Origin of the sequence: uncultured Roseicyclus sp. (assembly GCF_937892565.1) — a bacterium.
Lineage (GTDB): Bacteria > Pseudomonadota > Alphaproteobacteria > Rhodobacterales > Rhodobacteraceae > Roseicyclus.
On sequence record NZ_CALAHQ010000025.1, the window covers coordinates 25,826 to 35,456 of the forward strand.

Annotated in this window: 9 protein-coding genes and 1 pseudogene; 8 read left to right on the plus strand and 2 right to left on the minus strand. The window is 66.6% G+C overall.

The genetic code is table 11. From position 1 onward, the window contains the following. Position 1: 1 nt before the first annotated feature. From dut to Q0094_RS03860, 3 genes are all read left to right on the plus strand, one after another. Positions 2-469: a dUTP diphosphatase gene (gene dut, locus Q0094_RS03850; RefSeq protein WP_297615434.1), complete on the plus strand. Its 468-nt coding sequence runs from the start codon at positions 2-4 to the stop codon at positions 467-469. Beyond that, complete coding sequence (gene moeB, locus Q0094_RS03855; protein WP_297615436.1) at positions 469-1,521, plus strand: molybdopterin-synthase adenylyltransferase MoeB; 1,053 nt, start codon at positions 469-471, stop codon at positions 1,519-1,521. The genes dut and moeB overlap by 1 nt, the downstream gene beginning before the upstream one ends. Before the next feature lie 62 nt (positions 1,522-1,583). Further along, positions 1,584-3,602 (plus strand): M3 family metallopeptidase, encoded by a 2,019-nt coding sequence (locus tag Q0094_RS03860; protein ID WP_297615438.1) that lies wholly within the window; start codon positions 1,584-1,586, stop codon positions 3,600-3,602. 8 nt (positions 3,603-3,610) lie between these two features. Here the strand turns inward: Q0094_RS03860 and Q0094_RS03865 are convergent, their stop codons facing one another. Continuing rightward, positions 3,611-4,750 (minus strand): MFS transporter, encoded by a 1,140-nt coding sequence (locus tag Q0094_RS03865; protein WP_297615440.1) that lies wholly within the window; start codon positions 4,748-4,750, stop codon positions 3,611-3,613. Positions 4,751-4,792: 42 nt separating this feature from the next. Next, entirely contained in the window at positions 4,793-5,455 is a 663-nt protein-coding gene (locus Q0094_RS03870) for an SH3 domain-containing protein (protein WP_297615442.1), read from the minus strand. 138 nt (positions 5,456-5,593) lie between these two features. Here Q0094_RS03870 and Q0094_RS03875 point away from each other — a divergent pair, with 138 nt between their 5' ends. The 5 genes and pseudogenes from Q0094_RS03875 (at position 5,594) to Q0094_RS03895 (ending at position 9,605) form a co-directional block, all read left to right on the plus strand. Further along, complete coding sequence (locus Q0094_RS03875) at positions 5,594-6,580, plus strand: D-glycerate dehydrogenase (RefSeq protein WP_297615444.1); 987 nt, start codon at positions 5,594-5,596, stop codon at positions 6,578-6,580. Positions 6,581-6,744: 164 nt separating this feature from the next. After that, the gene (locus tag Q0094_RS03880; RefSeq protein ID WP_297615446.1) at positions 6,745-7,434 is read left to right on the plus strand and encodes an alpha/beta fold hydrolase; all 690 of its coding nucleotides are present in this window, start codon (positions 6,745-6,747) and stop codon (positions 7,432-7,434) included. Positions 7,435-7,467: 33 nt separating this feature from the next. Next, positions 7,468-7,599, plus strand: a pseudogene (locus Q0094_RS03885) (D-glycerate dehydrogenase); the annotation flags it as partial. Next, the gene (locus tag Q0094_RS03890) at positions 7,599-8,477 is read left to right on the plus strand and encodes a hypothetical protein (RefSeq protein ID WP_297615448.1); all 879 of its coding nucleotides are present in this window, start codon (positions 7,599-7,601) and stop codon (positions 8,475-8,477) included. The pseudogene Q0094_RS03885 and the gene Q0094_RS03890, both read left to right, overlap by 1 nt. Before the next feature lie 33 nt (positions 8,478-8,510). Continuing rightward, positions 8,511-9,605: an FAD-binding oxidoreductase gene (locus tag Q0094_RS03895; protein WP_297615450.1), complete on the plus strand. Its 1,095-nt coding sequence runs from the start codon at positions 8,511-8,513 to the stop codon at positions 9,603-9,605. The last annotated feature ends 26 nt before the right edge of the window (positions 9,606-9,631 follow it).

A 9,631-nucleotide genomic window follows, 5' to 3' on the forward strand; every position in this document is an offset into this window, starting at 1 on the left:
CATGGGCGTGGTGATCGAGACCTTGCGAGAGCCATGGGCCGATCTTGATGTGGCCTTGCCCGATTACGCCACGGCGGGGGCGGCGGGGGCCGATCTGCGGGCCAATCTGCTGCCTGAGGACCGCGCCGGGGGGCTGGTTCTGGCCCCCGGTGCGCGGGCGCTGGTGCCCACCGGGCTGCGGGTGGCGATCCCCATGGGCCATGAGATGCAGATCCGCCCGCGCTCGGGGCTGGCGCTCCATCACGGGGTGGGGCTGCTCAACAGCCCCGGCACCATCGACAGCGATTATCGCGGGCCCTTGGGGGTGATCTTGGTGAATTTCGGGCAGGAGCCGTTTCGCATCGGCCATGGGGACCGCATTGCCCAAGCGGTCATCGCGCCGGTGGTGACGGCGCGCTTTGTCGTGGTTGAAGCGCTTGATCCGACCGCGCGGGGATCGGGCGGTTTCGGGTCGACCGGGGTGCGCTGATGGGGTTTGTTCTGGGACTGGCGGCGATGCTCTGGGGGGTGGGGCATGTCTTGAAGGCGCCCTATCGCGCGCGCTTTGTGATGCTGGGGCTGCTCTATCTGGCGGTGGTGGCGGTGCAGATCGTGCTGCCTGTCACCCATCCCTTGCGGCAGGTCAGCGGCGGATCGCTGGGCGAATGGCTGTTTGTGGGCATTCTGGCCGCCGTGGTTCTGGCCTATCGCGGAGGGCTTGGCCTGTTGCAGGCGCGGGCGGGCCGGACCGAGGCCGTACGCGCCACCGCGCCGCCCGCGCCGAAGCGGACCTTTTCCGATGAAGAGCTGGAACGCTATGCCCGCCACATCACGCTGCGCGAGATCGGGGGGCCGGGCCAGCGCGCGCTGAAAGAGGCGCGGGTGCTGGTCGTGGGTGCGGGCGGTCTGGGTGCGCCGGCGTTGTTGTATCTGGCCGCCGCAGGCGTCGGGCGGATCGGCGTGATCGATGCCGATACCGTCAGCCTGTCGAACCTGCAGCGGCAGGTGATCCACAGCGATGACCGACAGGGCATGCCCAAGGTGTTTTCGGCCCAAAAGAGCATGGCGGCGATCAATCCCCATGTCGATGTCCGCCCCTATCATCGCATGCTGACCGAAGAGATCGCGCAGGAGCTGTTTGCCGACTATGATCTGATCCTGGACGGCACCGACAGTTTCGCCACGCGTGCCATGATCAACCGCGCCGCCGTGGCCGCGGGCAAGCCCGTTGTGGCGGGGGCGATCGCGGCCTGGGAGGGGCAGGTGACGATCTATGATCCCGCGCGCGGGGCACCCTGCATGGCATGCGTCTTTCCCAACGCACCGGCGCCGGGGCTGGCGGCCACCTGTGCCGAGACGGGCGTTGTGGGTGCGTTGCCCGGCGTGATCGGCGCGATGATGGCGATGGAGGCGATCAAGCGGATCACCGGGGCCGGCGAAGGGCTGGCCGGGCGGATGCTGATCCATGATGCGCTCTTGGCCGAAGGGCGCGAGATCCGATTGTCGCGCAACCCCGGTTGCCCTGTGTGCGGCGGGGTATAGGGCTGCCCCTCGAAAAAGGCGCGCGCGCGGCCTATCTTGCGCGCTGACAGGAGATGCCGACCATGACCAACCCGCTGCTTGAAACCTGGCACACGCCCTTTGGCGTGCCGCCCTTCGACCGGATCGAGGACGCCCATTTCGCCCCGGCGATGGAGGCGGCGCTGGCACAGGGCCGGGCCGCCGTCGCGGCCATCGCGGACAACCCCGCCCCGCCCAGCTTTGCCAACACGATCGAGGCGCTGGAATTGGCCGATGCGCTGCTCGACCGGGTGGCGGGGGTGTTCTACAACCTGTCCGGCGCCGATGCGAACCCCGCGCGCGATGCGCTGCAGCGCGACCTTGCGCCCATGCTTTCGGCCTATGCGTCGGAGATCACCAACAACGCGGCCCTGTTCGCCCGGATCGACGCCTTGTGGACCGCGCGCGACAGCCTGGGTCTGAACGCGGAACAGATGCGGGTCCTGTATCTGACGCATCGGTCCTTCACGCGGTCTGGCGCGGCGCTGGAGGGGGCGGCGCGCGACCGGCTGACGGCGGTGAAATCGCGCCTTGCGGTTCTGGGCACAGCCTTCACCCAGAATCTTCTGGCCGATGAGCGCGACTGGTTCATGCAATTGTCCGAGGCCGATCTGGATGGATTGCCCGAATTCGTCATCTCTGCGGCGCGCGAGGCAGGCCGCGAAAAGGGCCAGCCGGGGCCGGTGGTGACGCTGTCGCGGTCCCTGATCGTGCCGTTCTTGCAATTCTCGCCCCGGCGCGATCTGCGCGAAAAGGCCTATCGCGCATGGGCGGCGCGCGGGATGACCGGAGGGGCCACCGACAACCGCGACATCACCGCCGAGGTTCTGGCCTTGCGGGCGGAACGGGCGGGGCTGTTGGGCTATCCCAGCTTTGCGGCCTACAAGCTGGAAACCGAGATGGCGGGCAATCCGCAAGCGGTGCGAGATCTGCTGATGGCGGTCTGGGCGCCCGCGCGCGCGCAGGCCGAGGCCGATGCCGTCAAGCTGACCGCGATGTTGCATGCCGACGGGATCAACGGGGCGCTCGAGCCATGGGATTGGCGCTATTATTCCGAAAAGCGGCGTCTGGCCGAGCATGATCTGGATGAGGCCGAATTGAAGCCCTATTTCCAGCTCGACGCGATGATCGCGGCGGCCTTCGATTGCGCCAAGCGCCTCTTCGGGCTCGAATTCCGACCGCTCGATGTGGCGCTGTATCACGCGGATGCCCGCGCCTGGGAGGTGACGCGCGGCGGCGCCCATGTCGCGGTGTTCATCGGCGATTATTTCGCGCGCGGGTCGAAACGCTCGGGGGCGTGGTGTTCGGCCATCCGCAGCCAGATGAAACTGGGCGGCGATGTGCGCCCTGTCGTGGTCAATGTCTGCAACTTTGCCAAGGGGGCGCCGGCGCTCTTGTCTTATGATGATGCGCGCACGCTGTTTCATGAATTTGGCCATGCGCTTCATCAGATGCTGTCGGATGTGACCTATGGCTCGATCAGCGGTACATCGGTGGCGCGCGATTTCGTGGAACTGCCCAGCCAGCTTTACGAGCATTGGCTGTCGGTGCCCGAGGTGCTGGAACGCCATGCCCGCCACGCCGTGACCGGCGCGCCCATGCCGCCGGCGGTGCTGGCGCGGCTTCTGGCGGCGCAGACCTATGACATGGGCTTTCAGACGGTCGAATATGTCGCCTCGGCGATGGTCGATCTGGAGTTTCACGACGGTCCGGCACCCGCCGATCCGATGGCTGCCGAGGCCGCGACGCTGGCGCGCATCGGCATGCCACGCGCCATCGGCATGCGCCATGCCACGCCGCATTTCGCCCATGTCTTTTCGGGCGATGGCTATTCGGCGGGCTATTACAGCTACATGTGGTCCGAGGTGATGGATGCCGATGCCTTTGCCGCCTTTGAGGAGGCAGGCGGCCCCTTTGATGCCGATACCGCCCAGAGGCTGGAGCGCTTCATCCTGTCGGCCGGCGGCAGCGCAGAGGCCGATCACCTCTACACCGCCTTTCGGGGCCGGATGCCGGGGGTGGCGGCGTTGCTCAAGGGGCGGGGGCTTGACCGCGCGGCCTGATCGTGGGGTCAGCCCGTGCGACCGGCACGCCCCGCCGCAAGCGGAAATGCCGCCATCAGCACGGCCAGCCCGCCGAAAGCCATGGCCAGGCTGGTCGCGTCGGCCGCAAAGCCGATCAGCGCCGGGCCCAGCAAGATGCCGGCATAGCCCGTGGTCGTGACGGCGGCCACGGCCAGACCGGGCGCCATGTCGCGGCTTTGCGCGGCAAGGCTGAAGATCACCGGTGCCAGATTGGCGCAGCCCAGACCGATCAAGGCAAAGCCCGTCAGCGCAGGCCAGATTGATCCCGGAACCAGCGTCAAAGTGATGCCCAGGATCGCAATCGCCCCGCCGAGCATCATCACCCGCCCGCGTCCCAGCGCCGCGACCACCCGGTCGCCGGTCAGCCGCGCGATCGTCATCGCGATCGAGAACAGCATGTAGCCGATGCCCGCGCCTGACGGTTCCATCAGACCTTGCGCCACGATCAAGAGCGCGCCCCAATCGAGTATCGCGCCCTCGACCAGAAAAGAGATCGCCGCAAGGATCGCCAGCAGCAGCACGGCGCCGCGCGGGCGGACGAATTCCGGCATCGCGCCGCCGGAATGGCGCAACAGGCGCGGTGTGGCGACAGCCATCGCGCCAAAAGCCAGCGCGCTGCCCGTCAGCGCCGCGCCAAGGGGGGCCATCCCTGCCGACAGCAAGGCCGTGACGCCGCCCGCGCCCAGAATGCCGCCAAGGCTCCACATCGCGTGAAAGCCCGACATCATCGGGCGCCCGGCATGGGTTTCCACCTCGGCGGCATGGATGTTCATCGCCACGTCAATGGTCCCGAGCGCCGCCCCGAACAGCGCCAGCGCCAGCCCCAGCGACCAGACCGACGGCGCCAGCACCAGAAGCGGCAAGATCGCGACAAGCCCGAAGCCCCCCCACACGATCATCGGCCGCGCCCCGATGCGCGCGCTCAGATAGCCGGTCAGCGGCATGGCAAGGATCGCGCCCAGCCCAAGGCACAGGAGCAAGATGCCAAACACCCCCTCATCGGCCCCGACTTTGGCCTTGGCAAAGGGGATGAGCGGTGCCCAGCAGGCCATCACGAAGCCCGCCGCCAGAAAGGATAGCCGCGTGGCCAGCATGGCGGCGCGCAGGCGGCTGGGATCAGAGGTCATGGCAGGCTGGTCTTTCATGGGTGCGTGGGACGGGTTTGGCCGTTACTCGATCGTTTCGCCGGGACCGACACCCCAAAGCCCGGCGGCGTCGACCCAGCCACGATAGCCGCCCGCCTCGATCTCGCACCAGCCGGCGCGGCATTGCTTCACCTCGGCGATGACATCACGCTCGGCTTGTGCGCGCACCATGGTGCCGGGATCCGGGCGGGTCATGATCGGCAGCATGTCGGCCTCCACGATCACGGTGCGCACCCCTGACAGCATGGTGTAATGCACCCAACCACCCGCCCCGTCACGGTCGATGATCCGGCGCCAATGCCCATGTTCGGCCACGACCATCACCGGCATGTTGCGCCGCAGGAACACCCAATCGATGCGATGGCTGCGCGATGGGCCACGCCTTGCGTTGGCTTCGCTGGCCTTGAGCGAGACATAGCGCGGGATCGGAAAGCCCGTGACAGGCCCCACCTGTGGGCCGGATGGCGCCGCGGTGGTGGCTGCGACCGTTGCCGATGGGGCCACGGGTGCGGCTTGGCTGGCGGCATCGGGCGCGGCCGGGATCGCGGCATCGGCAATGGGCGCTGTCGGCGCTGCCGGGCGGGGCTGGGGCACCACGCGCGGCGGCTCTTGCGCCATCACGATGCTTGCCGCGGTCAGGATCACGCCTGTCGCGATGGCCAGAAGGCTGCGCCGTGCCGATGCCATGTACATTCTGCCTGTCTCTGCACTTGTGCCCGTTGGTGCGGGTATTCTTGCCGTGCGGCAGCCTCGTGGCTTGCGTGCTCGGTTCGGATGGGAGAGTGTCATGGACAAGGCCGAATTGCCAGCAAGGGGAAGCGCTTGATGCCAGCTCAGCGGTTGAGTGTTGTCGTGACGCGACGGTTGCCCGAGACCGTCGAGACGCGGATGAGCGAATTGTTCGATGTCGAGCTGCGCAGCGATGACAAGCCCCTGTCAAAAGCCGATCTGGTCGCCGCGATGAGCCGGGCCGATGTGATCGTGCCCTGCATCACCGACCGCATCGATGGCGGCATGCTGGCACAGGCGGGCGACCGGCTGAAGCTGATCGCCAATTATGGCGCGGGCGTCGACCATATCGATGTGGCCACGGCGCGCCAGCGCGGCATTCTTGTGTCCAACACGCCGGGCGTGATGACCGATGACACCGCCGACATGGCGCTGGCGCTGATCCTGGCCGTGCTGCGCCGTCTGCCCGAAGGCATGGCCGTGATGCAGACGGGCGCATGGGATGGCTGGGCGCCCACCGCCTTCATGGGGGGGCGTGTGGCGGGCAAGCGGCTGGGCATCTTGGGCATGGGCCGCATCGGTCAGGCGGTGGCACGCCGCGCGCGGGCCTTTGGGATGCAGGTGCATTACCACAACCGCCGCCGCCTGCATGCCGATATCGAAACAGCACTCGAGGCGACGTATTGGGACAGCCTCGATCAGATGCTGTCGCGGATGGATGTGATCTCGATCAACTGCCCGCACACGCCGTCGACCTTTCATTTGCTCAATGCACGCAGGCTCAAGCTGATGAAGCCCACGGCCGTGATCGTGAACACCTCGCGCGGCGAGGTGATCGACGAAAACGCGCTGACGCGCATGTTGCGCGCGGGCGAGATCGCGGGCGCGGGCCTCGACGTGTTCGAACGCGGCCGCGAGGTGAACCCGCGCCTGCGCGAACTGCCCAATGTGGTGCTTTTGCCCCACATGGGCTCGGCGACACGCGAGGGCCGGATCGAGATGGGCGAGAAGGTGCTGATCAACATCAAGACCTTTGCCGACGGGCATAGGCCGCCGGATTTGGTCGTGCCGAGTATGTTGTGAGGGGGGGCGGATCTTGGGGTCGGGTGTGAGCCCAACTTGACCGATGCTGCTGCGTGCATGAATGTCGGTTATAAGAAAGAAAACTCATAGTTGCACAAAGGGTGAAGATGTTCGTCTCTCGGTTTTTTGCGATTGTAATCGGACTTAATCTTGGAACGCAGGCAATGTCCGAGGACATCCTCGCAGGTCTTCAAATCGGAACTGGTACAGCACTGACGATTGTCATGTTCCATGGGGATGAAGGCCGCGGCGGCGATCCGACAAGTAATTTCGCATTTGGCGCGGAAATTGCGCGTCGCCTCCCGGAAGCGACGGTCCATGTTTTACTCAGGCCGGGCTACCAAGACCCTTGGGGGCGCAAGAGTCCGGGTGAAAATTTTGGTCGACGTGATCAATACACGTTGGACAATGCGGAAATTATCGCGGCCAACCTCAAACGACTTGGAAACGCTGCGCCTATAATTGCCGTAGGGCATTCTGGAGGTGCCGCTCAATTGGCGCTCGCGCTTTCCCTTGAAGAAGCGCTGGTTGATGAGGCCATTTTGGTAAGTTGTCCTTGCGACCTTGATCTGTGGCAGTCGCTGAACGCTACTTGGCCCGAGAACACGTTGAGCCGCTCGGTTTCGCCGACAAATGTGGATGCGCCAAATTTGGTACGGATCACGGTTTTGGTGGGTGAAGAAGATATCATTACACCCCCGGTGCTTAGTCAAAGCTACATGCAGACCCTTACAGACAATCAGGTGAATGCCGAACTCACGATTGTTCCTGGTGGGGACCATAGTGGCAATCGCGCCTTGTCGCGCGCCTGGTTGGAGGCAATTTTTGCCGCCCGCGCGAGGATACTAGAATAGCGATACGAAGAGCTGATCTTTTCTGAAGCAGCCATTGGACTATCCCACATGGGATCGGCCACGCGTGAGGGTAGGATCGAGATGGGCGAGAAAGTGCTGATCAACATCAAGACCTTCGCCGATGGCCACAGGCCGCCGGATTTGGTCGTGCCGAGTATGTTGTGATGCGCGGCCTGCTGCTGGGCATCGCCGGTCTTGTCGCGTTGGCCGTCGGGCTCTGGGAACTGTCGGGGCGCGGGGTGCTGAACCCCGCGCTTGGCCCCGCGACGGCCGCAGCCGAAGACATCGCGGCGGCCACCGCGGGTGTCTATGTCTCGCTCCGGGTGATCAATGCCGCGCTTTCTACCGCGCAGGAAATCGAACTGGGCGCCTCGATCGGGGCGCAGGCCAGTCTGCAGCCGCTCAAGGTGCTGGAACCGGTGGATGATACCGTCGAACGGGTGGCCAGTGTGGTCTTTGCCGTGGCGGTGGGGGCGGGACTGGCGACGGTGGGATTTGCGCCCGTGGCGGCGCTGGGGCTGTGCATTCTGGGCCTTGGTTGCCTGTTGCGGCTGGCCGGTGACCGGCTGATTGCGGTGTCCGGGATGCGGGCGGCGGCGGGCTACGCGATGCGGCTGGGGGCGGCGCTGGGGCTGATCTTGCCGCTGGGCTTTGCGGGCGGGATCGTGTTGGGCGACCGGATCACTGCGCCGCAATGGGATGCCGCGATGGCCACGCTGTCGGGTGTCGCCGATGAGGCGGGTGTGCTGATCGGCGCGGGCGCCGATGCCGTCGAAACCGCGGCAACGGCGGAAGCGGTCGAAACGGGCCTGTTCACCCGCTTTGCCCGGCAAGTGCAAACGGCCGGTGACGGCATGGGTGAGGCGATGGCCGCCGTCGGCCGCTACCGCGATGCCGCCGTCGTGCTGATGTCGCAGGCCGACGACCTGTTTTCCGCCACTCTCACCATCATCGGGGTCTTCGCCTTGCGCACGCTGATCTTGCCCGCGCTTTTGCTGTGGGGGGCGGTGGCGCTGATGCGACGCATCGCGGGCGTGGCCTAGACAGCGCGCCTCCCCCATGCCACCCATCGCCCCATGATCCATGACTTTCTCATCATCGGCGGTGGTATTGCGGGTGTCTCGGCCGGGGCGCGGCTTGCCGAACTGGGCCGGGTGCTGCTGCTCGAGTCTGAGCCCGCGCTCGCCTATCATGCCTCGGGCCGGTCGGCGGCGCTTTATGAGGCGCAATATGGCAAGCCCGCGACGGTGGCGCTCAACCTCGCCTCGCGCGCCGATCATGACAGCCTGGATGGCGGTGTGCTCAGCCCACGGGGGTTGATGGTTCTGGCCGGGCCGGGCGATCAGGCGGCCTTTGACCATGATGTCGCCACCATGGGGCTGCACCCGATCACGATCCCCGAGGCGGTGGCGTTGGTGCCGATCCTGAAGCCCGCCGCAATCCATGCCGTGGCCACCCATGAGGATGCCTGGGATATCGACACCGACCGGCTGATCCAGCATTTCGCGCGGACCATCCGCGCCAATGGCGGGCAGGTGGTGACGGGCGCCCCTGTCACGGCGATCACCCGCCAGCCCGGCGGCTGGCAGGTGACGGCGGGCGACCGGGTGCATCAGGCGCGCATCCTTGTGAATGCGGCGGGGGCATGGGCCGACCCGATCGCCGTCATGGCGGGTATCGCGCCCATCGGCATCACGCCGCTGCGCCGTTCGGTCGCGCGCATTCCGGCCCCCGGCGGGCAAGATGTGACGGCTTGGCCGATGATGTTCGGCGCGGGCGAGACATGGTATGCCAAGCCCGATGCGGGCCAGCTCATCATCTCGCCCGCCGAAGAAGACCCGGTGCCCGGGCCCCATGATGCATGGCCCGATGACATGGTTCTGGCCGAGGGGATCGCCCGCTATCAGGACTTCGTCACGCCCGAGGTAACGCGGCTGACCGCATCATGGGCGGGGCTGCGCAGTTTTGCCCCCGACCGGGTGCTGGTTCTGGGCCCCGATCCGCTGGACCCCGGCTTTGTCTGGGTCGCGGGGCAGGGCGGTTACGGGTTCCAGACCGCGCCCGCGGCCTCGCGGCTGGTGGCCGATCTGGTGGCCGGGCGGGTGCCGGAGCTGGAGGCCGACATCGTCGCGGCCCTGTCGCCCGCACGCTTTGCCGGGCGACGCGCGTGATGACGCCCCCGCCCATGTCCCCGCCC